The following is a 22,999-nucleotide window of genomic DNA, read 5'->3' as shown; positions in this document are numbered from 1 at the left end:
GCCAAGCGCTGGTCCGCACCACGACTCCATACCTGAACCAACAGGAGCAGAAGTGAAGCGCAGCAAGACTCTCCGCGCTGCGGACGCCAAGATCGACCGGGAGAAGCTCTACGCCCCGCTCGAGGCCGTCCGTCTCGCCAAGGAGACCTCCGCGACCAAGTTCGACGGCACCGTCGAGGTCGCCATGCGTCTGGGCGTCGACCCGCGCAAGGCCGACCAGATGGTCCGTGGCACCGTGAACCTCCCGCACGGCACCGGCAAGACCGCCCGGGTCCTGGTCTTCGCGACCGGTGACCGTGCTGCGGCCGCGGAAGCCGCTGGGGCCGACATCGTCGGCGCCGACGAGCTCATCGACGAGGTCGCGAAGGGCCGCCTGGACTTCGACGCCGTCGTCGCCACCCCGGACCTCATGGGCAAGGTCGGCCGCCTCGGCCGCGTGCTCGGTCCGCGTGGTCTGATGCCGAACCCGAAGACCGGCACCGTCACCCCCGACGTCGTGAAGGCTGTCAACGACATCAAGGGCGGCAAGATCGAGTTCCGCGTCGACAAGCACTCGAACCTGCACTTCATCATCGGCAAGGTGTCCTTCGACGACACCAAGCTGGTGGAGAACTACGCCGCGGCCCTGGAGGAGATCCTCCGTCTGAAGCCGTCGGCCGCCAAGGGTCGCTACATCAAGAAGGCCGCCATCACCACCACGATGGGCCCCGGCATTCCGCTGGACAGCAACCGCACCCGCAACCTCCTCGTCGAGGAGGACCCGGCCGCCGTCTGAATCTGACGGCAGCCGCGTCGCGAACGCGTTCTGTGGACGGGCCCCGCAACCTTTCGAGGTGCGGGGCCCGTCCTCGTATTAGCGCATGTCTGTCTGAGGTGTCAGAGGACTGCGCTAGCGTGCAGGCTTCACACGAGTACAAGGGGTGGGACGGCATGAACAGCACGACCATGCGACGTGCGGGTCTCTCGATCGCGGTGGCCGCCGCGCTGACCGGGGTCGCGGCCTGTGGCTCCTCCGGTGGTTCCGGGGGCGGGGAAAGCGAAGGCAAGGGCAAGGGCTCGCCGGCCCTCAGCCCGATAGCCGCCCTGCGCACCATCGAGAACAAGACCGACGACGCCGACTCGGCCAAGGTCGAGGGCAAGACGGTGATGGGCACCCAGATGTCGATGGACATGGACGGCGCCATGGCCTGGAAGGACGGCATCACCGGCAACGTCACCGCGACGCTCACCGGCGGCACCCAGGCCGAGCAGATGAAGCAGATGGGGCAGTCGGAGATCGACTACCGCTATCTGAAGACCGGCTTCTACGCCAACATGGGCGACGAGTTCGCGTCCCAGGCGGGCGGTGGCAAGCACTGGATCGAGTACGACTACGCCACGCTGGCCGAGATGGGCGGCGCCGCCGGCTCCGCCTTCAAGGACCAGATGCAGAACACCACCCCGAACCAGTCGGTCAAGATGCTGCTCGCCTCGGGCGACGTGAAGCGCGTGGGCGAGGAGACGGTGCGCGGGACCAAGACGACGCACTACTCCGGAGTCGTCGACGTCGCCGACTTCACCGGCAAGAACGCGGACCTCGACGCGGGTCAACTGGCCGAGCTGAAGAAGCAGTTCAGCCAGGCCGGCATGAGCACCGAGACGATCGACATCTGGGTGAACGGCGACGACCTGCTGGTCAAGAAGACCGAGAAGGCCGACATGAAGACCGGCGCCTTCTCCCAGACGGTCTACTACAGCGACTACGGCACCCCGGTCACCGTCGAGAAGCCCCCGGCCTCGGACACGGTGAGCTTCAAGGACCTCATGAAGCAGCAGCCGCAGGCCTGACCCCGGAGGTCAGGTAGTCTCGCCACGAAATATGTCGTTCATGTGTTCCTAGGGGTGGGGTCATGACTGTTGTTTCCGTATGTGGGGACAAGGGACGTAAGAGAGTGGCGGGCGCCGTGCTCGCCACCGCGCTGCTCTGTACCGGCGCGGTGGCCTGCCAGGGCTCCGACGGCGGCAAGAAGACCAAGGGGGCGGGCTCGGGGGAGACCCAGTCCCGGTCGCAGGTGACCGAGGTCATCACGGCGGCGTACAAGAAGACGTCGGCCGCCAAGTCGGCCAAGGTCGAGATGACGATGTCGATGCCGTCGAAGATGGACGGCGGCGGCACGATGAAGATGTCCGGCGTCATGGGCTGGGACCCGACCGTCATGGATATGACGATGACGGGCTCCGCGCTCACGGCGGGCGACCCGGATGCTCCGGAGAAGGTCCGGATGCTCTGGCGCGACAACGTGATGTACATGGACATGGGCGAGGCTGCGGCCAAGGGCATGGGCATGGGCATGGACGGCAAGCGCTGGATGAAGATGGACCTCAACGCCATCGCCGAGCAGGCCGGTGACCCGAAGCTCGCGAAGCAGATGACCGGCGGCCTGGACAGCATGAACCAGGACCCGGCGCAGCAGCTCGCGCTGCTCCTGGACTCGCCGAACCTGAAGCACGTCGGCTCCGCGAAGGTCGACGGCGTACAGACGCAGCGCTACAAGGGCCGGCTCACCGTCAAGGAAATGATGGAGAGCAACGAGGGGCTCGATGACGTGCTCAGCAAGAGCGAGCGCGATGAGCTCTTCAAGGGCATCGAGAAGTCCGGGATCAAGGGGTACGACACCGAGGTCTGGGTCAACGAGGACGACTACCCCGTCCGCATGGACATCGACGTCAAGAGCCCCGAGGGCACGATGAAGACCTCGCAGAAGTTCTCCGACTACGGCGCCGCCGCCAAGGTGACCGCGCCGCCGGCCAAGGAGACCTTCGATCTGATGGAGATGTTCAAGGAGCTCGGCGAACTCGGCAAGGACGGTGCAGGCTCCGGAGCCGACAGCGGCTTCTGAGTGGCCCGCTGACCGATTTGCTTGACGCGATCCCGTTCGCGTATTCTTCCACAGAAGCCAAAGACCGCTGGTCGTTGCCGTGCGCTCGTAAGAGAGTGCGGTGGCCGAAGGATCCGCTGAAATTGCGGACGACCCGCGCAGGTGACTGTGGAAGTGCTCCCGGACGGGATTCCGTCAGGTCGAGCTCACGCCCCGTGCACCTGTGCCGGGGCGTTTTGTTTTGTCAGCCCCTTCTGAGCGGTCCTCATCACCCGGAAGGAGGCCGACGCTCTATGCCGACGCCCGACAAGGCTGCCGCGGTAGCCGAGCTCACGGACAAGTTCCGCAGCTCGAACGCCGCCGTGCTGACCGAGTACCGGGGTCTCACCGTGGCCCAGCTCAAGCAGCTGCGCCGTTCGCTCGGTGAGAACTCCGAGTACGCCGTGGTGAAGAACACGCTGACCAAGATCGCGGCCAATGCGGCCGGGATCACCTCGCTCGACGACCAGTTCAACGGTCCGACGGCAGTTGCCTTCGTCACCGGTGACCCGGTGGAGTCGGCGAAGGGTCTTCGTGACTTCGCCAAGGACAACCCCGACCTCATCATCAAGGGCGGTGTCCTTGACGGTAAGGCGCTGACCGCCGATGAGATCAAGAAGCTCGCGGACCTCGAGTCCCGCGAGGTTCTGCTCGCCAAGCTGGCCGGTGCCATGAAGGGCAAGCAGACTCAGGCTGCACAGCTCTTCCAGGCTCTGCCGTCGAAGTTCGTCCGCACCGCGGAGGCGCTTCGTGCCAAGAAGGCCGAGCAGGGCGGTGCCGAGTAATTCGGCTCGCGCATTGATCGACGCCCGCTAGGGCGCCGGTCGCAGCGGGCCCAACGTACGCCCGCCTTCATATACACCCGGCACCAGCCGAATTAGTGGAAGGATCGCCCATCATGGCGAAGCTCAGCCAGGAAGACCTGCTCGCCCAGTTCGAGGAGCTCACCCTCATCGAGCTCTCCGAGTTCGTGAAGGCCTTCGAGGAGAAGTTCGACGTCACCGCCGCCGCCGCGGTCGCCGTTGCCGGCCCCGCCGGCCCGGGCGCCGTTGCCGAGGCCGTCGAGGAGCAGGACGAGTTCGACGTCATCCTCACGGGCGCCGGCGAGAAGAAGATCCAGGTCATCAAGGTCGTGCGTGAGCTGACCTCGCTGGGTCTGAAGGAGGCCAAGGACCTCGTCGACGGCACCCCGAAGCCGGTCCTCGAGAAGGTCGCCAAGGACGCCGCCGAGAAGGCTGCCGAGTCCCTCAAGGCTGCCGGCGCCTCCGTCGAGGTCAAGTGACCTTGCGAGTCGTCTGACTCTTTCTGAGAGCCTTCTGGGCTCTCTCTGAGCGCCGTCAGCGGCGCTTGCCAAGGGCGATCACCCATCCGGGTGGTCGCCCTTCGGCGTTCCCCGGCGCACCCGTGACGGTTGCCTTGCACTGCCGGTCGCGACGAGTATGGTGATCTTCGTTGTGCCCTCGGGACGACCCGTGACGGTGACGGACTCAGGGCACGTCGGGGTCACGTCGCGGCCACGTCGTGACAGGGGGGCCTTGACGAACCGCACGCAGCGCGCAATTCTCAGGACGCGTCGTCACAACGATCCGCATCCGAGGCATGGATCGGCGGCGAAGAGGGCAGTATCGATGTGCGTTGAGGACGTGGCTTGCCGCAGGTGTTGAGAACAATGAGGGTCTCCCAGAACCCGCACTGGACATCAGTGGGCCTAGTGGCTACACTGACCCTTTGCGCTGCCTGTTAGCTGCCTCCTGCCCGTCACCAGGGGCATGCCCATGCTTGAGCACCGTGGACCGAATCTTCCCTGACCTGGGAATTCTGTCTCTGTGTCCAGCCTGGGACCGGTACGCGCGTAGTGAGTCCGAGCCCTCGGAAGGACCCCCTCTTGGCCGCCTCGCGCACTGCCTCGACCGCGAATACGAACAACGGCGCCAGCACCGCCCCGCTGCGCATCTCCTTTGCAAAGATCAAGGAGCCCCTCGAGGTTCCGAACCTTCTTGCGCTGCAGACCGAGAGCTTTGACTGGCTGCTCGGCAATGAAGCGTGGAAGGCTCGTGTCGAGGCGGCTCTGGACAGCGGACAGGACGTCCCCACCAAGTCCGGTCTGGAAGAGATCTTCGAGGAGATCTCTCCGATCGAGGACTTCTCTGGGTCGATGTCGCTGACGTTCCGCGACCACCGTTTTGAGCCTCCGAAGAACTCCATCGACGAGTGCAAGGAGCGCGACTTCACGTTCGCCGCCCCGCTCTTCGTCACGGCTGAGTTCACCAACAACGAGACCGGCGAGATCAAGTCCCAGACGGTCTTCATGGGCGATTTCCCGCTCATGACGAACAAGGGCACCTTCGTCATCAACGGCACCGAGCGTGTCGTCGTGTCGCAGCTGGTCCGTTCGCCCGGCGTTTACTTCGATTCCTCGATCGACAAGACGTCCGACAAGGACATCTTCTCCGCCAAGATCATCCCGTCCCGGGGTGCCTGGCTGGAGATGGAGATCGACAAGCGCGACATGGTCGGTGTGCGCATCGACCGCAAGCGCAAGCAGTCGGTCACCGTTCTGCTCAAGGCTCTCGGTTGGACGACCGAGCAGATCCTCGAGGAGTTCGGCGAGTACGAGTCCATGCGCGCCACCCTGGAGAAGGACCACACCCAGGGCCAGGACGACGCGCTGCTCGACATCTACCGCAAGCTGCGTCCGGGCGAGCCGCCGACCCGTGAGGCCGCCCAGACGCTTCTTGAGAACCTCTACTTCAACCCGAAGCGCTACGACCTCGCGAAGGTCGGCCGCTACAAGGTGAACAAGAAGCTGGGTGCGGACGCTCCGCTCGACGCGGGCATCCTCACGGTCGAGGACATCATCGCCTCGATCAAGTACCTGGTGAAGCTGCACGCCGGTGAGACCGAGACCGTTGGCGACAGCGGCACGTCGATCGTCGTCGAGACCGACGACATCGACCACTTCGGCAACCGTCGTCTGCGCAACGTCGGCGAGCTCATCCAGAACCAGGTCCGCACGGGTCTGGCTCGTATGGAGCGCGTCGTGCGTGAGCGCATGACGACTCAGGACGTCGAGGCGATCACGCCGCAGACCCTGATCAACATCCGGCCGGTCGTCGCCTCCATCAAGGAGTTCTTCGGCACCAGCCAGCTGTCGCAGTTCATGGACCAGAACAACCCGCTGTCGGGTCTCACCCACAAGCGCCGTCTGTCGGCGCTTGGCCCGGGTGGTCTCTCCCGTGAGCGGGCCGGCTTCGAGGTCCGTGACGTGCACCCGTCTCACTACGGCCGCATGTGCCCGATTGAGACCCCTGAAGGCCCGAACATCGGTCTGATCGGTTCGCTCGCCTCGTACGGCCGCGTCAACGCGTTCGGCTTCGTCGAGACGCCGTACCGCAAGGTCGTCGAGGGCGTCGTCACCGACGACGTCGACTACCTGACGGCCGACGAAGAAGACCGCTTCGTGATCGCCCAGGCCAACGCCGTCCTTGGTGAGGACATGCGCTTCACCGAGTCGCGCGTCCTGGTCCGCCGTCGTGGCGGCGAGATCGACTACATCCCCGGTGACGACGTCGACTACATGGACGTCTCGCCGCGCCAGATGGTGTCGGTCGCGACCGCGATGATCCCGTTCCTCGAGCACGACGACGCCAACCGTGCCCTCATGGGCGCGAACATGATGCGTCAGGCCGTGCCGCTGATCACCGCCGAGGCTCCCCTCGTCGGCACCGGCATGGAGTACCGCTGTGCGGTCGACGCCGGTGACGTGATCAAGGCCGAGAAGGCGGGTGTGGTCCAGGAGGTCTCCGCGGACTACGTCACGGTCACCAACGACGACGGCACGTACACCACGTACCGCATCGCCAAGTTCTCCCGGTCGAACCAGGGCACCTCCGTCAACCAGAAGGTTGTCGTCGACGAGGGCGCCCGCGTGATCGAGGGCCAGGTTCTGGCCGACGGTCCCGCGACCGAGGAAGGCGAGATGGCGCTGGGCAAGAACCTGCTCGTCGCCTTCATGCCCTGGGAAGGTCACAACTACGAGGACGCGATCATCCTGTCGCAGCGCCTCGTGCAGGACGACGTCCTCTCCTCGATCCACATCGAGGAGCACGAGGTCGACGCCCGTGACACCAAGCTCGGCCCGGAGGAGATCACCCGGGACATCCCGAACGTCTCCGAGGAGGTCCTCGCCGACCTCGACGAGCGCGGCATCATCCGTATCGGTGCCGAGGTCGTCGCCGGCGACATCCTCGTCGGCAAGGTCACGCCCAAGGGTGAGACCGAGCTGACGCCGGAGGAGCGCCTGCTCCGCGCGATCTTCGGTGAGAAGGCGCGCGAGGTGCGCGACACCTCGCTGAAGGTGCCGCACGGCGAGATCGGCAAGGTCATCGGCGTACGCGTCTTCGACCGTGAAGAGGGCGACGAGCTGCCGCCGGGCGTGAACCAGCTGGTTCGTGTCTACGTGGCGCAGAAGCGCAAGATCACGGACGGTGACAAGCTCGCCGGTCGTCACGGAAACAAGGGCGTCATCTCCAAGATCCTTCCGATCGAGGACATGCCCTTCCTTGAGGACGGCACGCCCGTCGACATCATCCTCAACCCGCTGGGTGTCCCGTCCCGAATGAACCCGGGTCAGGTCCTGGAGATCCACCTCGGCTGGCTCGCCAGCCAGGGCTGGGACGTCTCCGGTCTCAGCGAGGACTGGGCGCAGAGCCTGCAGCGCATTGGCGCCGACCAGGTCGACCCGCGGACGAACGTCGCGACTCCGGTCTTCGACGGCGCCCGCGAGGACGAGCTGGCCGGTCTGCTCGAGCACACCATCCCGAACCGCGACGGCGACCGCATGGTCCTCCCGTCCGGCAAGGCGCGGCTGTTCGACGGGCGCTCCGGCGAGCCGTTCCCGGACCCGATCTCGATCGGGTACATGTACATCCTCAAGCTGCACCACCTGGTCGACGACAAGCTGCACGCCCGCTCGACCGGTCCGTACTCCATGATCACCCAGCAGCCGCTGGGTGGTAAGGCTCAGTTCGGTGGTCAGCGCTTCGGTGAGATGGAGGTGTGGGCGCTCGAGGCTTATGGCGCCGCGTACGCACTCCAGGAGCTGCTGACGATCAAGTCCGACGACGTGACCGGCCGCGTGAAGGTCTACGAGGCCATCGTCAAGGGCGAGAACATCCCCGAGCCCGGCATTCCTGAGTCCTTCAAGGTGCTCATCAAGGAAATGCAGTCCCTGTGCCTCAACGTGGAGGTGCTGTCCTCGGACGGCATGTCCATCGAGATGCGTGACACCGACGAGGACGTCTTCCGCGCTGCGGAAGAGCTCGGCATCGACCTGTCCCGGCGCGAGCCGAGCAGCGTCGAAGAGGTCTGACGGGTCTGGCCGGGACCTCCTCGTGAGGTCCCGGCCCTGCCCCGGACCCGTACAGACCATGATTGAGACACGACCCCGAAAGAGGGATTGACGACAAGTGCTCGACGTCAACTTCTTCGACGAGCTGCGGATCGGCCTTGCCACCGCGGACGACATCCGACAGTGGTCGCACGGCGAGGTCAAGAAGCCGGAGACCATCAACTACCGCACCCTGAAGCCCGAAAAGGACGGACTCTTCTGCGAGAAGATCTTCGGTCCGACCCGGGACTGGGAGTGCTACTGCGGTAAGTACAAGCGTGTCCGCTTCAAGGGCATCATCTGCGAGCGCTGCGGCGTCGAGGTCACTCGCGCCAAGGTGCGTCGTGAGCGGATGGGCCACATTGAGCTGGCCGCCCCTGTCACGCACATCTGGTACTTCAAGGGCGTTCCGTCGCGCCTCGGCTACCTGCTTGATCTCGCCCCGAAGGACCTCGAGAAGGTCATCTACTTCGCGGCGTACATGATCACGTTCGTGGACGAGGAGCGCCGTACGCGTGACCTGCCCTCCCTGGAGGCGCACGTCTCCGTGGAGCGTCAGCAGGTCGAGAACCGTCGCGACTCCGACCTGGAGGCCCGCGCCAAGAAGCTCGAGACCGACCTGGCCGAGCTCGAGGCCGAGGGCGCCAAGGCCGACGTACGCCGCAAGGTGCGCGAAGGTGCCGAGCGTGAGATGAAGCAGCTGCGTGACCGTGCGCAGCGCGAGATCGACCGTCTCGACGAGGTCTGGAACCGCTTCAAGAACCTCAAGGTCCAGGACCTGGAGGGTGACGAGCTGCTCTACCGCGAGCTGCGTGACCGCTTCGGCACGTACTTCGACGGTTCGATGGGTGCCGCTGCTCTGCAGAAGCGCCTTGAGTCGTTCGACCTGGATGAGGAAGCCGAGCGGCTTCGCGAGATCATCCGTACCGGCAAGGGCCAGAAGAAGACCCGTGCGCTCAAGCGCCTCAAGGTCGTCTCCGCGTTCCTGCAGACCAGCAACAGCCCCAAGGGCATGGTGCTCGACTGCGTGCCGGTCATCCCGCCGGACCTGCGTCCGATGGTGCAGCTGGACGGTGGCCGCTTCGCGACCTCCGACCTGAACGACCTGTACCGCCGCGTCATCAACCGCAACAACCGCCTGAAGCGGCTTCTCGACCTCGGTGCTCCCGAGATCATCGTGAACAACGAGAAGCGCATGCTCCAGGAGGCGGTCGACGCCCTCTTCGACAACGGCCGTCGTGGTCGCCCGGTCACGGGCCCCGGCAACCGTCCGCTGAAGTCCCTCAGCGACATGCTGAAGGGTAAGCAGGGTCGATTCCGTCAGAACCTTCTCGGTAAGCGTGTGGACTACTCCGCGCGTTCCGTGATCGTCGTCGGTCCGCAGCTGAAGCTGCACCAGTGTGGTCTCCCGAAGGCCATGGCACTGGAGCTCTTCAAGCCGTTCGTGATGAAGCGCCTGGTCGACCTGAACCACGCGCAGAACATCAAGAGCGCCAAGCGGATGGTCGAGCGCGGCCGCACGGTCGTGTACGACGTCCTGGAAGAGGTCATCGCCGAGCACCCGGTTCTCCTGAACCGTGCGCCCACGCTGCACCGCCTCGGCATCCAGGCCTTCGAGCCGCAGCTGGTCGAGGGCAAGGCCATTCAGATTCACCCGCTCGTCTGCACCGCGTTCAACGCGGACTTCGACGGTGACCAGATGGCCGTGCACCTGCCGCTCTCCGCGGAGGCGCAGGCCGAGGCCCGCATCCTGATGCTGTCCTCGAACAACATCCTCAAGCCGGCCGACGGCCGTCCGGTCACGATGCCGACCCAGGACATGGTCCTTGGTCTGTTCTTCCTGACCACCGACGGTGAGCTGCGTGACGTCAAGGGCGAGGGCCGGGCCTTCGGCTCCACCGCCGAGGCGACCATGGCGTTCGACGCCAAGGAACTCGCGCTGCAGTCGCAGGTCGACATCCGCTTCCCGGTGGGCACCATCCCGCCGCGTGGCTGGGTGCCGCCGACCGTCGAAGAGGGCGAGCAGGAGTACCAGCAGGGCGACAGCTTCCGGCTGCGTACGTCCCTGGGCCGCGCGCTCTTCAACGAGCTGCTGCCCGAGGACTACCCGTTCGTCGACTACTCGGTGGGCAAGAAGCAGCTCTCCGAGATCGTCAACGACCTGGCCGAGCGCTACCCCAAGGTCATCGTGGCGGCGACGCTCGACAACCTGAAGGCGGCGGGCTTCTACTGGGCGACCCGTTCCGGTGTCACCGTGGCCATCTCCGACGTCGTGGTCCCCGAGGCCAAGAAGGCGATCGTCGCGGGCTACGAGGCGCAGGACGAGAAGGTCCAGAAGCAGTACGAGCGCGGTCTGATCACCAAGGACGAGCGCACGCAGGAGCTCATCGCGATCTGGACCAAGGCGACCAACGAGGTTGCCGAGGCGATGAACGCGAACTTCCCCAAGACGAACCCCATCTTCATGATGGTTGACTCGGGTGCCCGAGGAAACATGATGCAGATGCGTCAGATCGCCGGTATGCGTGGTCTGGTGTCGAACGCGAAGAACGAGACCATCCCGCGTCCGATCAAGGCCTCCTTCCGTGAGGGCCTGACCGTTCTTGAGTACTTCATCTCCACGCACGGTGCCCGTAAGGGTCTGGCGGACACGGCTCTCCGTACCGCCGACTCCGGTTACCTCACCCGTCGTCTGGTCGACGTCTCCCAGGACGTCATCATTCGCGAGGAGGACTGTGGCACCGAGCGCGGTCTGAAGCTGAAGATCGCGGTCAAGGGCGAGGACGGCGTGCTCCGCAAGACGGAGAACGTCGAGACGTCCGTGTACGCCCGCATGCTGGCCGAGGACGTCGTCATCGACGGCAAGGTCATCGCGCCGGCCAACGTCGACCTGGGCGATGTCCTGATCGACGCCCTGGTCGCCAACGGCATCGAGGAGGTCAAGACCCGCTCGGTCCTGACCTGTGAGTCCGCGGTCGGCACCTGTGCCTTCTGCTACGGCCGTTCGCTCGCCACCGGCAAGCTGGTCGACATCGGTGAGGCGGTCGGCATCATCGCCGCCCAGTCCATCGGTGAGCCCGGCACGCAGCTGACGATGCGTACCTTCCACACCGGTGGTGTGGCCGGTGACGACATCACCCAGGGTCTGCCCCGTGTCGTCGAGCTCTTCGAGGCTCGTACGCCGAAGGGTGTCGCCCCGATCTCCGAGGCCGCGGGCCGTGTCCGCATCGAGGAGACCGAGAAGACGAAGAAGCTCGTCGTGACCCCGGACGACGGCAGCGACGAGACGGCGTTCCCGATCTCGAAGCGTGCCAAGGTCCTGGTGCGCGAGGGTGACCACGTCGAGGTGGGCCAGAAGCTCACCTTCGGTGCCACCAACCCGCACGACGTGCTGCGGATCCTCGGTCAGCGCGCGGTCCAGGTCCACCTGGTCGGCGAGGTCCAGAAGGTCTACAACTCGCAGGGTGTGTCGATCCACGACAAGCACATCGAGATCATCATCCGGCAGATGCTGCGCCGCGTGACGATCATCGAGTCCGGCGACGCGGAGCTGCTGCCGGGCGAGCTCGTCGAGCGCTCGAAGTTCGAGACCGAGAACCGTCGGGTCGTGACGGAAGGCGGCCACCCGGCCTCCGGCCGTCCGCAGCTGATGGGTATCACCAAGGCCTCGCTGGCGACGGAGTCGTGGCTGTCCGCGGCTTCCTTCCAGGAGACGACCAGGGTCCTGACGGACGCGGCGATCAACGCCAAGTCCGACTCCCTGATCGGCCTCAAGGAGAACGTCATCATCGGTAAGCTCATCCCGGCCGGTACGGGTCTCTCCCGCTACCGCAACATCCGGGTGGAGCCGACCGAAGAGGCCAAGGCTGCGATGTACTCGGCCGTCGGTTACGACGACATCGACTACTCGCCGTTCGGCACGGGCTCCGGCCAGGCTGTTCCGCTGGAGGACTACGACTACGGGCCTTACAACCAGTAGGCGTGGTTCCTCTTGAGCGAGTTGGTCGCTTGAGTTGAGTTGAGTTGAAGGGCGGTCACCCCGTTTCGTACGGGGTGGCCGCCCTTCGGCGTTTCCCGGCCGGGCCCGTCACAGGTACGGGCGTAGACGGTGGATGCGGGTCGGGTAGTCGGGATGCGTGGAGAGCAGCTGGTCAAGGAGCCTGGGCGCGGCGAGCCTGTGCCCGGAGGCAGCCATGGTCTGCCGTTTGGCTTCGGTCTCGGTCGCGTACATGGCCTGCAGCACCTGGGCCAGCATGGGGGCGAATCCGAGCGCGGCGGCGTGCTGGTCCGCGCGAAGCTCGGCCCGCCGACCGACGGCGGCGATCAGATACGGAGTGACGAGCAGCAGCAGCGGCAGCCCGTACAGGCGGGTGATCGTGGTGTAGCTGATGATGCAGATCACGAACACCAGCGCTGCTGTCGCCACCCAGGAGAAGTAGCCGGCGAACGCCAGGGCGTAGGCGACGATCAGTCGGATCGCGTACCAGGCCGCACGCCCCGGCAGCGCGTACCAGTAGCCGAGCAGTGAGACCCAGACGTGGCCACCGGTGTGATGGCCCAGCTCATGGGCGAGTACGGCGGCGAGCTGCGAGCTCGACAGCCGGTCGAGTGCGTACCGGGTGACCCCGACGATGTGACCGCCGGCGGCATAGGCGTTGAGGTCGTCGCTGTCCTCGACCCAGAGCTCGTACGCCCGGCCGTCGACGCCCGCGCGTGCGGTCACCTCGCGCCAGACGGGAGCGAGACGCGCGTACTCCTCGGGCATCGGACGCTGCAGGCGCAGCAGGTACCGGGCGAAGAAGTCTTCCGTGGGGCGGTGGAAGACCATGGCCCCGGACAGCAGCCAGACCAGCGGCAGTATCCAGAACGGAAGGCCCAGCCAGGCATCCAGACCGCCGGATATCAGGAGCAGGACCAACAGGCTCATGAGCGTGCCGGGCAGATGCAGGACGAGCCGGCCGAAGGCCGTGGCGTCGAGCCCGCGCTGATGGGCGGTGAAGTGGAGACGGCCGCCGCGGTGCCGGTAGTCCAGGTCGTCAGGGGCAGGCGTGTCGTCGTCAGGGGGTTCGGGCTGTTGTGGTGAGTGTGGTCGGGCCATGGTCAGCCTCCGGGAGAGGGGCAGTCAGCCGATGAGGAGGGATACGGGGAGCAGCACCGCGGCGATGGTGAAGGCGATCAGGCCCGTGCGTACCCACTGGTGCTTGCGCTGGGCGATACGGCTGGTCGTGGACAGGGCGGCGATCGCGTCGGCCGTCGGATCGAGCTCGGTGGCAGCCAGCGCTTCTGCCAACTGGCCGCTGCGTGCGGCCCGTTGGATGTCGCCGAAGTACGACAAGGGGGCGCCCGGTGTCCATTTGCTCGTGCCGTAACGCGGCACAACGGCCATGAGGAGCGCGAGCAGCGTCAGGGCGAGTGCGAGAACCCCCGCCCACCACGTCGAACTGGCGGGCATGGAGAGGGAGGCGGGCGTCCACTCGCGTCGGGCGAGCAGACCGCTGAAGACGCCCGCCATCACGCCGAGTGCAGCCACCAGCACCGCGGCCTTGGCATCCGCGCGGGCGATCTCGGTGCGCAGATCGGTGAGAAGGCGTTCGGCCGTCCTGGCTCCGGGCGCGGCGTCGGGCGGCAGGGGCGCGTGAGCGCGGGTGCCGGTCACGGGGCGAGGCCTTCGCTCTCTTGCTCGTCGCCGTCGCGCTGCGGTGGTGGCGCGCTCGGTGAGCTGCCGTAGCCCGGGGGCGGTTGCCAGCCGGGGAAGGTGCCGGTCTGCTCTGTGGGTGTGGGTGTGGGTGTGGGTGCGGGTGCCTGGTCTGTCGCTGTCTCCGTGCCCGACTCCTCGTTCGAGTGCGCCGGCTGCGGGGTGTCTTGCGGCGGGTCGGCCCGGGTGAGCCGTGGCTCCGGCGGCGCGGGCGCCGTCGCCGGCTGCGATGAGGACTGGTCCCGGGAGATTCCCGGTATGTGCTGGCTGAAGATCTCGTACATGAAGTCCAGTGCCCGTCGCTTGGGCCCTTCCAGCTCGTAGTCCTCCGCGCTGTCACCGCTGAGGAGTTCCCTCGCCAGCTCCACCTCGGCGAGGATCAGGCGGAGCTGGTCCTCGCGCATGCTGTCGACGACGAGCCGTGAATCCTGTGGGTTCTTGGCGAGATGCATGGCCCAGGCCACCACACCCCCCTGCTCCAGGTACCCCTGGTAGAACGCGATCTTCTCGGCCTCGAGCTGCCGGAGCTCCGCCTCGTGGCGGGCCCGCAACTGGTCCTGCTCCTGCTGCCAGGCCTGCCGCTGGAGCGCGAGCTCGTGGTCCAGCCGTCCGTACTCCGTGGCCCGCCCCGCCTGGAGCGCGTCCTGCCGGCGGGTCCGCCGGTCGAGCTCGATGTCGTACGCCACGCCCTGCTGCTCGGTGCGTATCTGCTCGGCGGCGTTGTGGTCGATGGACTGGAGCCGCCGCTGGTGGTCGATGTTCTGCTGGTCGCGGCGCAGCCGCAGAGTCCAGAGCACCTGCAGGCCCGCGGCCGTGCCGAGCGGTGCCTGGCCGGAGAGCGCGTGCAGCAGCTGTCGCTCGGCGCGCGCACTGTCGTGGATGGCGAACCGGCGCGTGAGGGAGCGAGCGGCCTGCTGCAGTTCGCCGAGAAGCAGGGCCGGTACGTTCCGGTGGCCGCTCCTGACGAAGTCGGCGGGGGCGACGACCTGCCACGACAGGTCGACCGCGGCGATGAACTCGAAGGCGTCGTTGTCGCTGGGCAGGGGGATCTCGGCCTGGTGCGGGTGGACGCCCATGTCCACCTCGTACACCGATGTGTAGCGTTTCGCCGCCACCTCGCCGCGGCTCGGGCGCAGGGGTGGCAGATAGGCCTCGTACCCGCCCCTGGAGGTGGAGAAGACCAGGGCGTGGTCGATCCGGGTCAGCGACTTGCGGGCGAATCCGAACCGCGAGAGCTGCCGCACGGTGATGACGGGATCGATCAGGGACGTGTGCCGGTCGGCTGATTGATCCCAGTCCGGCGGCCGGCGGAAGTCGGGCATGGCGTCTCCTTCAGGGGGTCGGTCCGTGGCTCAGCTAGGAGTTCGGTCCGTGCTCAGCGGCGGTTCGGCAGCACGGTCAGCAGGCGGGTCGCGACGGGAGGCGGGGCAGCGCCGTCCTCGCCGCGCACGGTGCGCAGGAGGTGACTCAGGCGCTGGTGTTCGGAGGCCGTGGTGACCAGGGCCGGGAGCAGGCCGGCAAGCGCCCACTCCGTCGCCGGGTCGTGGTCGGCGGCGCGTACCCAGTCACCCAGCTCCTCCAGCGCGGCCCTCGTGTGTCTGCGATCGTCGAGCGCCGAACGCCAGAGCCGTGCGATCCCGCCGGCCGCGCGGCCTCCGTCGGCCGCCGATGTCGCGTACCAGTCGAGGACCAGTGGCCGTCCGTTGCGCGCGTCGTCCTTCCGGCGCGCGCACGCGCTGAGAAAGCCGCGCAGGGCGAGATCGTGAACGGCCCGGTCCTGGTCGAATCGGTGCAGCAGTTCGGCGAGGACCTGCTCGCCGGCGGGTGAGAGCAGCAGCAGTTCCACGGACTGCGCGAGCTGCTTCACCATGACTTCATCGATGTCTTCCTCGTCGCCGTCCTCGTCGAGGAGGGGTTCGTACTCCTTGCGGACGGCGCTCCGCAGGGCGGCGAGGGTCTGTTTCGGCCGCTCCGCGCCGATCAGTCCGTACGCGCGGATGGCCACCCAGCGCATCGCGGGATCCTCGCTCTCGCACCAGGCGTCGAGGATGCTCGGAATGTTGGGCGCCTCCAGGAGGTGCGCGAGCGTCAGTGAGTTGACCGCGACGAGGCGGTGACGGAACAGGTGGGAGGCCGCCCATGGCTCGATGATCAGCGCCATGGTGGAGGGCAGATCCGCGTACGCGAGGACGGCGACGGTGGACGCCGCGCGGGTGCGCACCAGGGGCCTTCCGTCACCGGCGAGCTGTTGGAGCCAGTGCACGAGCGCGGGCCTGGCCGAGGGGTGCCCGGTCCACACCTCGCGCAGCAGGACCAGCGAGACCCGGTTGTCGAGGAACGCGGCCTTGGACTGGGTGACCGGCCCCCACTCCGTGTTCTCTTCCTCCAGATACCCCTGGGCGCGGGCGAGTTGGAGGCGCTTGCCGATGTGGGTGCCGAAGACGGGGACCTGTGGCTGCAGAGCCGAGTCCGCGGTGTCCTGCAGGAAGGCGTAGAGCAGGTCGCTCAGTTCGGCCGTGAGTGCGTAGGGGCCGCCGTCGAAGGCGGCCAGAGCGATGAGGAACGCCTTGTCCCGTAACGGAATCAGCTCCTCGTTCTCGTCGAACCACTCCTGGACCTGGCTTTCCAGGGTGAACAGCGAGAAGGTTCCGACGGCCTCTTCGGTGGCTTCTCCGTCCGCGTACCGCTTGAGGTGCCTCGCGAAGGACGCCACTTCGCGCAGCTGGTGGTCGCGCTCCAGGAACGTCGAGACGGCGGGCAGCGCCAGCAGCCGGTCCGTGGTCGCCTCGCCGGTCAGCTCCAGCAGGTGCCTCTTCAGTACGTCGGCGGGGCTCGGCGGCTTCCATTCGACGGCGGAGATGTCCTCCAGGGCGGCCATCGGGCCGACCGTGATGACCAAGTACGCGTCTTCCTCGGCGAGTTGATCGCGTGCCGCGAGGAGATGCGGTTCCCGGAGCGGCTGGTCGCGGCGCGTGGTCAGGTCGCACAGCACGTACCCCTTGGCCGAGTGCTGGCCGTCACTGAGCTGCTGGACGAGCTGTGCGGGTGTGGTGTCGCGGACGAGGGAGCGGATCGGGGAGACGCCCAGACGGCGGAGCAGCATCAGCGCGGCGGTTCGGCGCCCGGTGAAGTGCGGACCGGAAAGCACGATGACCCGCTCCGTGCGCAGCCGTGACAGGAGGCTCTCGAAGCGGGACTCGTCGGTCACGAAGTACGGGGCGAGGCGGTCCAGTGTCGACACCGGCACCTCGCCGGAGCCGTGGCTCGTGGCGGAGACCCCGGAGGCCCCGAACTGGTAGATCTCCGTCTTGCTGCCCATGATGACGTCGCCGGCGACCAGGCCGCCGCTCACGCCATGTTGATCGCCCGCGACCAGGCTGCCGCCGAAGCGCGCGTTGTCACCGACGCCCATCGTCTTGGGGCTGTGGTCCACCAGGTCCCTGCGGGCGGACCACGCGTCCTGCGGCTGGTCCTGTTCTTCCTGCTTGTCCTCTGCCTCAGCGGCCTCGGGGCCTGTCTGCTGCGGGCTGTCGGCGGCGTCCTTGTCGCCCGCCTGCTGCCGTGGGCCGGCTGTTCCCTGGCGGGGGCCGGCTGCCCCTTGGCGGGGGCCCGGCTCGCCCGCGCTCACTCCCGCTCACCGCGCCTGGCAGCGCCGCCGCCTCCGAGGTGCACGTCACCGTAGACCGTGCCGTTTCCGGATACGCCGTGCTGGTCGCCGGCCACGTAGCTGCCGCCGAAGGAGGCGTTGCTGAGATCGACGGGGCTCGGAGGTGTGGCCCTGGTGCCTGCCGCGGGGGTCGACGCCGCGCCCTCCTCCGGCCTGCTCGTCACGTCGGGGCTCTGCATGTCCCTCGGCGTGGGCCCGTGCAGCCAGGCCTGCAGCAGCCCGTTCTTGCTCCGCACCGTGATGGCGTGGAACTCGTCCTTGGGAACACCTGGGTAGTCGTGCTGGACGATCCCGTGGTGGACGCTCTCCGAGACGCACAGGGCGAAGTCGTCCGGGCGTTCCCGCAGAGCCAGGCGCAGCACGTCGGCGTCGAGCAGCCGGCAGGCATGGTTGAGGTCGGTCCCCACCCAGCCGTCGAGATCGTCGACGGTGACGTATCCCGTGGCGACTACGGCCCGCAACCTGATCTGCGCGGACTTCGAAGCCATCCGGTTCACGGCGTGCAGCTCTGTGGGTGCCTCGGTCAGCAGGGCCCGCAGAAGCGCTGTCACCGACGCACTGGCGTCGATCAGCTCCATCACCGAGTCGCCTCGGTCGGCACGCAGCCGCCGGGTCTCGTCGATGCCCGAGCTCTCCAGGACGCGGTCGGCGATGTTGTAGAGCATGCGCCGCAGGTACGCCTGCTCGACGTTGTCGCGGTCGCTGTACTTCTCGATGTCGAGGAGGAGGCGCTGGACCATTTCGCGGGACGCGCCGACGGAACCCGCGAGCTCCTGCTTGCTCAGGGGTACGGAGAGCTCTATGCCCTCGTCGGTACGGCGCCCATGGGTGCGGGCCAGGTCGAGCAGCAGAACGGCGAACCGCTCCCGCACGTTCATCGAGGCGAACTCGAGGCGCCGCCGGTCGGCGGCGCGGGTTCGGTCGGACGTGAGGCCCAGAAGGGCGAACGAAACGGCGGGGGAGTGGGCAAGGAAGTCGGTGAAGGCCTCGCGCTCCACTGCCAGGGCATGGACCTCCTCAAGAGCCGTCACGGTCGCCGACCGCGGCCGGCCGGTCAGCGCGGCGGACTCACCGATGATGTCGCCGGGACCCCGCAGGGCGAGCAGGGCCTCGTACCCGTTGGGTGCGGCAGCGGTCACCTTGGACCAGCCTTGCACGATCAACAGGACGTGAGACGACGGCTCGCGTTCGTGCAGGAGGGCGACGCGCGGCCCGAAGCGCAGTTCGTGCCCCAGGTTCAGCAGCGCGGAGCGGTCCTCTCTCTCCAGCCTCGCGAGGAAGGGCACCTGGTCGTCCAGGCCTCCGCCTGGTAATCGCGCTCCCGCCATAGGCCCTCCTTGATCGTCACTCAACGGACAGATCAAGGTACTGACTGTGCGCATGACATCAAACGAGTACGTGTGGAGCACCAGGACGGGCTGAAACACTTGGGGGCGCTTCGGGAGCATGAGGAGGGCGCTCCACCTGTCACATCAGGAGCGAAAAGCCCGGCGTGTCGTGGTGGACTGCATTTGTTTTGACCGAACCCGATGAGGTAGGTACGCTCAGACCTTGTGCCTGGGGTGTGCCTGGGCTCGTGCGCGTGTCTTCAGCCGCTGTGCGAGTCCGAGAACGGCCACCGTAATCTGCGCTCTTTTCCGCCTTGCGGCGGGAGTCTGCAGCATTCGACACACCCGACCGCGTGGGTCGGCGACGTTCCAGGTTAGCTTTACTATTCGGCACACAGAAACCGGAGAAGTAGTGCCTACGATCCAGCAGCTGGTCCGGAAGGGCCGGCAGGACAAGGTCGAGAAGAACAAGACGCCCGCACTTGAGGGTTCGCCCCAGCGCCGTGGCGTCTGCACGCGTGTGTTCACGACCACCCCGAAGAAGCCGAACTCGGCCCTCCGTAAGGTCGCGCGTGTGCGTCTGACCTCCGGGATCGAGGTCACGGCCTACATTCCGGGTGAGGGACACAACCTGCAGGAGCACTCCATCGTGCTCGTGCGTGGTGGCCGTGTGAAGGACCTGCCGGGTGTTCGTTACAAGATCATCCGCGGCTCCCTTGACACCCAGGGCGTCAAGAACCGCAAGCAGGCCCGCAGCCGCTACGGCGCCAAGAAGGAGAAGTAAGAATGCCTCGTAAGGGCCCCGCCCCGAAGCGCCCGGTCATCATCGACCCGGTCTACGGTTCTCCTCTGGTGACCTCCCTCATCAACAAGGTGCTGCTGAACGGCAAGCGCTCCACCGCCGAGCGCATCGTGTACGGCGCCATGGAGGGCCTGCGCGAGAAGACCGGCAACGACCCGGTCATCACGCTCAAGCGCGCGCTCGAGAACATCAAGCCGACCCTCGAGGTCAAGTCCCGCCGCGTCGGTGGCGCCACCTACCAGGTGCCGATCGAGGTCAAGCCCGGTCGCGCCAACACGCTGGCCCTGCGCTGGCTGGTGGGTTACTCCCGCGCCCGTCGCGAGAAGACCATGACCGAGCGTCTGCTCAACGAGCTCCTCGACGCCTCCAACGGCCTTGGTGCCGCTGTGAAGAAGCGCGAGGACACCCACAAGATGGCCGAGTCCAACAAGGCCTTCGCGCACTACCGCTGGTAGTCGCTACCCACATCGAGACCGAGAGAAGACTGAGCCGATATGGCTACCACTTCACTTGACCTGGCCAAGGTGCGCAACATCGGCATCATGGCCCACATCGACGCGGGCAAGACGACGACCACCGAGCGGATCCTGTTCTACACCGGTGTCTCGTACAAGATCGGTGAGGTTCACGACGGTGCCGCCACGATGGACTGGATGGAGCAGGAGCAGGAGCGTGGCATCACGATCACCTCTGCTGCCACCACCTGTCACTGGCCGCTGAACGATGTCGACCACACCATCAACATCATCGACACCCCGGGCCACGTCGACTTCACCGTCGAGGTAGAGCGTTCGCTCCGTGTCCTCGACGGTGCCGTGACGGTGTTCGACGGCGTCGCCGGTGTTGAGCCCCAGTCCGAGACCGTGTGGCGTCAGGCGGACCGCTACGGCGTCCCGCGCATCTGCTTCGTCAACAAGCTCGACCGTACGGGTGCCGAGTTCCACCGCTGCGTCGACATGATCGTCGACCGCCTCGGTGCGACCCCCATCGTCATGCAGCTGCCCATCGGCGCAGAGGCTGACTTCAAGGGTGTCGTCGACCTCGTCACGATGAAGGCCTTCGTCTGGTCCGCAGAGACCAAGATGGGCGAGGCGTACGACATCGTCGACATCCCGGACACGCACACCGAGGCTGCCGAGGAGTACCGCGGCAAGCTGCTCGAGGCTGTCGCCGAGAACGACGAGCAGATGATGGAGCTGTACCTCGAGGGCCAGGAGCCCACCGAGGAGCAGCTGTACGCGGCGATCCGTCGCATCACCATCGCCTCCGGCAAGGGCGGCGACACCACCGTCACCCCCGTGTTCTGCGGCACCGCGTTCAAGAACAAGGGCGTTCAGCCCCTGCTCGACGCGGTCGTGCGTTACCTCCCGTCGCCCCTGGACGTCGAGGCCATCGAGGGCCACGACGTCAAGGACCCCGAGGTCGTCGTCAAGCGCAAGCCTTCGGACGAGGAGCCGCTTTCGGCTCTCGCGTTCAAGATCGCGTCCGACCCGCACCTCGGCAAGCTCACCTTCGTCCGGATCTACTCCGGTCGCCTGGAGGCCGGCACCGCGGTGCTGAACTCCGTCAAGGGCAAGAAGGAGCGCATCGGCAAGATCTACCGCATGCACGCGAACAAGCGTGAGGAGATCGACTCGGTGGGCGCCGGCGACATCGTCGCCGTCATGGGCCTGAAGCAGACCACCACCGGTGAGACGCTGTGTGACGACAAGAAGCCGGTCATCCTGGAGTCCATGGACTTCCCGGCGCCGGTCATTCAGGTCGCCATCGAGCCCAAGTCCAAGGGTGACCAGGAGAAGCTGGGTGTAGCCATCCAGCGTCTCTCGGAGGAGGACCCCTCCTTCCAGGTCCACTCGGACGAGGAGACCGGCCAGACCATCATCGGTGGTATGGGCGAGCTTCACCTCGAGGTGCTCGTCGACCGCATGAAGCGCGAATTCCGCGTCGAGGCGAACGTCGGCAAGCCCCAGGTCGCGTACCGCGAGACGATCCGTCGGGCCGTCGAGCGCGTGGACTACACCCACAAGAAGCAGACCGGTGGTACCGGTCAGTTCGCCAAGGTGCAGATCGCGATCGAGCCCATCGAGGGCGGCGAGGCGTCGTACGAGTTCGTGAACAAGGTCACCGGTGGCCGTATCCCGCGGGAGTACATCCCGTCGGTGGACGCCGGTGCGCAGGAGGCCATGCAGTTCGGCATCCTGGCCGGCTACGAGATGACTGGTGTTCGCATCACGCTTCTCGACGGCGCCTACCACGAGGTCGACTCCTCCGAGCTGGCGTTCAAGATCGCCGGTTCGCAGGCCTTCAAGGAGGCCGCGCGCCAGGCCAAGCCCGTGCTGCTCGAGCCGATGATGGCCGTCGAGGTCACCACGCCCGAGGACTACATGGGCGATGTCATCGGTGACATCAACTCCCGCCGTGGCCAGATCCAGGCCATGGAGGAGCGCAGCGGCGCTCGCGTCGTGAAGGGCCTCGTGCCCCTCTCGGAGATGTTCGGCTACGTCGGAGACCTCCGCAGCAAGACGTCGGGTCGCGCAAGCTACTCAATGCAGTTCGACTCCTACGCCGAGGTTCCGCGGAACGTCGCCGAGGAGATCATCGCGAAGGCCAAGGGCGAGTAACTCACCCGAGTTCACGCTTTAGGCTTGACTCCGGAGCCTCCGGGGCATTCCGGCCCTCTTCGGGCCGGGTGTCCCGGGCCCCGGGCATCCCAGCAAAGATCACCTGGCGCCGATGAAGCAAGGCGTACAGAACCACTCCACAGGAGGACCCAGTGGCGAAGGCGAAGTTCGAGCGGACTAAGCCGCACGTCAACATCGGCACCATCGGTCACATTGACCACGGTAAGACGACCCTCACGGCCGCCATTACCAAGGTGCTGCACGACGCGTACCCGGACCTGAACGAGGCCTCGGCCTTCGACCAGATCGACAAGGCTCCTGAGGAGCGCCAGCGCGGTATCACGATCTCGATCGCGCACGTCGAGTACCAGACGGAGACCCGTCACTACGCCCACGTCGACTGCCCCGGTCACGCGGACTACATCAAGAACATGATCACGGGTGCCGCGCAGATGGACGGCGCCATCCTCGTGGTCGCCGCCACCGACGGCCCGATGCCGCAGACCAAGGAGCACGTGCTCCTGGCCCGCCAGGTCGGCGTTCCGTACATCGTCGTCGCCCTGAACAAGGCCGACATGGTGGACGACGAGGAGATCCTGG

The 22,999-nt window shown here is 66.6% G+C and carries 16 protein-coding genes and 1 pseudogene; 11 read left to right on the top strand and 6 right to left on the bottom strand.

The genetic code is table 11. The features are described from left to right. Positions 1–52: 52 nt before the first annotated feature. From rplA to OG453_RS00055, 7 genes are all read left to right on the top strand, one after another. Entirely contained in the window at positions 53–775 is a 723-nt protein-coding gene (gene rplA / locus OG453_RS00085; RefSeq protein ID WP_055698213.1) for a 50S ribosomal protein L1, read from the top strand. Between the two features lie 155 nt (positions 776–930). Further along, complete coding sequence (locus OG453_RS00080) at positions 931–1,827, top strand: hypothetical protein (RefSeq protein ID WP_266863191.1); 897 nt, start codon at positions 931–933, stop codon at positions 1,825–1,827. Between the two features lie 62 nt (positions 1,828–1,889). Continuing rightward, entirely contained in the window at positions 1,890–2,879 is a 990-nt protein-coding gene (locus OG453_RS00075) for a hypothetical protein (protein WP_266863188.1), read from the top strand. Positions 2,880–3,151: 272 nt separating this feature from the next. Then, complete coding sequence (gene rplJ, locus OG453_RS00070; protein WP_266863183.1) at positions 3,152–3,682, top strand: 50S ribosomal protein L10; 531 nt, start codon at positions 3,152–3,154, stop codon at positions 3,680–3,682. Positions 3,683–3,795: 113 nt separating this feature from the next. Beyond that, a complete protein-coding gene (gene rplL, locus OG453_RS00065) occupies positions 3,796–4,179 on the top strand; it encodes a 50S ribosomal protein L7/L12 (protein ID WP_266863181.1) in 384 nt (127 codons plus the stop codon). Positions 4,180–4,782: 603 nt separating this feature from the next. Beyond that, a complete protein-coding gene (gene rpoB / locus OG453_RS00060) occupies positions 4,783–8,268 on the top strand; it encodes a DNA-directed RNA polymerase subunit beta (protein ID WP_266863179.1) in 3,486 nt (1,161 codons plus the stop codon). A 97-nt stretch (positions 8,269–8,365) separates the two neighbouring features. Then, positions 8,366–12,265, top strand: coding sequence for a DNA-directed RNA polymerase subunit beta' (locus OG453_RS00055; RefSeq protein WP_266863177.1), 3,900 nt, complete (start codon positions 8,366–8,368; stop codon positions 12,263–12,265). Between the two features lie 108 nt (positions 12,266–12,373). Here the strand turns inward: OG453_RS00055 and OG453_RS00050 are convergent, their stop codons facing one another. From OG453_RS00050 to OG453_RS00025, 6 genes and pseudogenes are all read right to left on the bottom strand, one after another. Further along, positions 12,374–13,384, bottom strand: a complete 1,011-nt coding sequence (locus OG453_RS00050; protein ID WP_266863175.1) for a M48 family metalloprotease — start codon at positions 13,382–13,384, stop codon at positions 12,374–12,376. A gap of 24 nt (positions 13,385–13,408) precedes the next feature. Continuing rightward, positions 13,409–13,942, bottom strand: coding sequence for a Pycsar system effector family protein (locus OG453_RS00045; protein WP_266863173.1), 534 nt, complete (start codon positions 13,940–13,942; stop codon positions 13,409–13,411). Beyond that, positions 13,939–15,303, bottom strand: coding sequence for a hypothetical protein (locus OG453_RS00040; protein ID WP_266863171.1), 1,365 nt, complete (start codon positions 15,301–15,303; stop codon positions 13,939–13,941). The genes OG453_RS00045 and OG453_RS00040 overlap by 4 nt, the downstream gene beginning before the upstream one ends. Before the next feature lie 53 nt (positions 15,304–15,356). Next, positions 15,357–17,609, bottom strand: coding sequence for a hypothetical protein (locus OG453_RS00035; protein ID WP_266863169.1), 2,253 nt, complete (start codon positions 17,607–17,609; stop codon positions 15,357–15,359). After that, positions 17,606–18,526 (bottom strand): helix-turn-helix domain-containing protein, encoded by a 921-nt coding sequence (locus tag OG453_RS00030; RefSeq protein ID WP_266869649.1) that lies wholly within the window; start codon positions 18,524–18,526, stop codon positions 17,606–17,608. The genes OG453_RS00035 and OG453_RS00030 overlap by 4 nt, the downstream gene beginning before the upstream one ends. 96 nt (positions 18,527–18,622) lie before the next feature. Continuing rightward, positions 18,623–18,976: pseudogene (locus OG453_RS00025) on the bottom strand (cyclic nucleotide-binding domain-containing protein); the annotation flags it as partial. 412 nt (positions 18,977–19,388) lie between these two features. On the opposite strand from OG453_RS00025, the gene rpsL reads away from it, so the two are divergent. From rpsL to OG453_RS00005, 4 genes are all read left to right on the top strand, one after another. After that, a complete protein-coding gene (rpsL, locus tag OG453_RS00020) occupies positions 19,389–19,760 on the top strand; it encodes a 30S ribosomal protein S12 (RefSeq protein ID WP_003948652.1) in 372 nt (123 codons plus the stop codon). A gap of 2 nt (positions 19,761–19,762) precedes the next feature. Further along, positions 19,763–20,233, top strand: a complete 471-nt coding sequence (gene rpsG / locus OG453_RS00015) for a 30S ribosomal protein S7 (RefSeq protein WP_003974303.1) — start codon at positions 19,763–19,765, stop codon at positions 20,231–20,233. A 39-nt stretch (positions 20,234–20,272) separates the two neighbouring features. Then, the gene (fusA, locus tag OG453_RS00010; protein WP_266863167.1) at positions 20,273–22,399 is read left to right on the top strand and encodes an elongation factor G; all 2,127 of its coding nucleotides are present in this window, start codon (positions 20,273–20,275) and stop codon (positions 22,397–22,399) included. A gap of 152 nt (positions 22,400–22,551) precedes the next feature. Then, on the top strand, positions 22,552–22,999 hold a 448-nt coding region (locus OG453_RS00005; protein WP_266863165.1), incomplete at its 3' end, for a GTP-binding protein.

Origin of the sequence: Streptomyces sp. NBC_01381 (assembly GCF_026340305.1) — a bacterium.
GTDB lineage: Bacteria > Actinomycetota > Actinomycetes > Streptomycetales > Streptomycetaceae > Streptomyces.
The sequence above is the reverse complement of the archived record's forward strand: the minus strand, read 5'-3'. Positions and strand labels throughout refer to the sequence as shown.